This is a genomic window from Loigolactobacillus rennini DSM 20253, from assembly GCF_001436505.1.
GTDB classification, from domain to species: domain Bacteria; phylum Bacillota; class Bacilli; order Lactobacillales; family Lactobacillaceae; genus Loigolactobacillus; species Loigolactobacillus rennini.
In genome coordinates, this window is record NZ_AYYI01000095.1 from 1 (window position 1) to 209 (window position 209).

Below are 209 nucleotides of genomic sequence, written 5' to 3' on the forward strand. Positions count from 1 at the left end.
CCATCACTTTTTAATTAAGTCATCAAGTAAAAGAAACAACCAAGCAGTACTAGCTAACGCTAATCCAATAAAAACAAAACCAGTCGAAACCTTGATATCAACTAAATTAAAAAAACTCATTGCCATTAAGAAAATGGATAAAATGATCACAGAACAACTACTAATTAAGCAAACTTTAAATGCTTTTATCATTATTTCTCCTATAATTT

The 209-nt window shown here is 27.8% G+C and carries 1 protein-coding gene; it reads right to left on the reverse strand.

From position 1 onward, the window contains the following. Positions 1-3 precede the first annotated feature (3 nt). Positions 4-209: hypothetical protein (locus FC24_RS10235; protein WP_235807402.1), on the reverse strand; the 206-nt coding region annotated here is incomplete at its 5' end.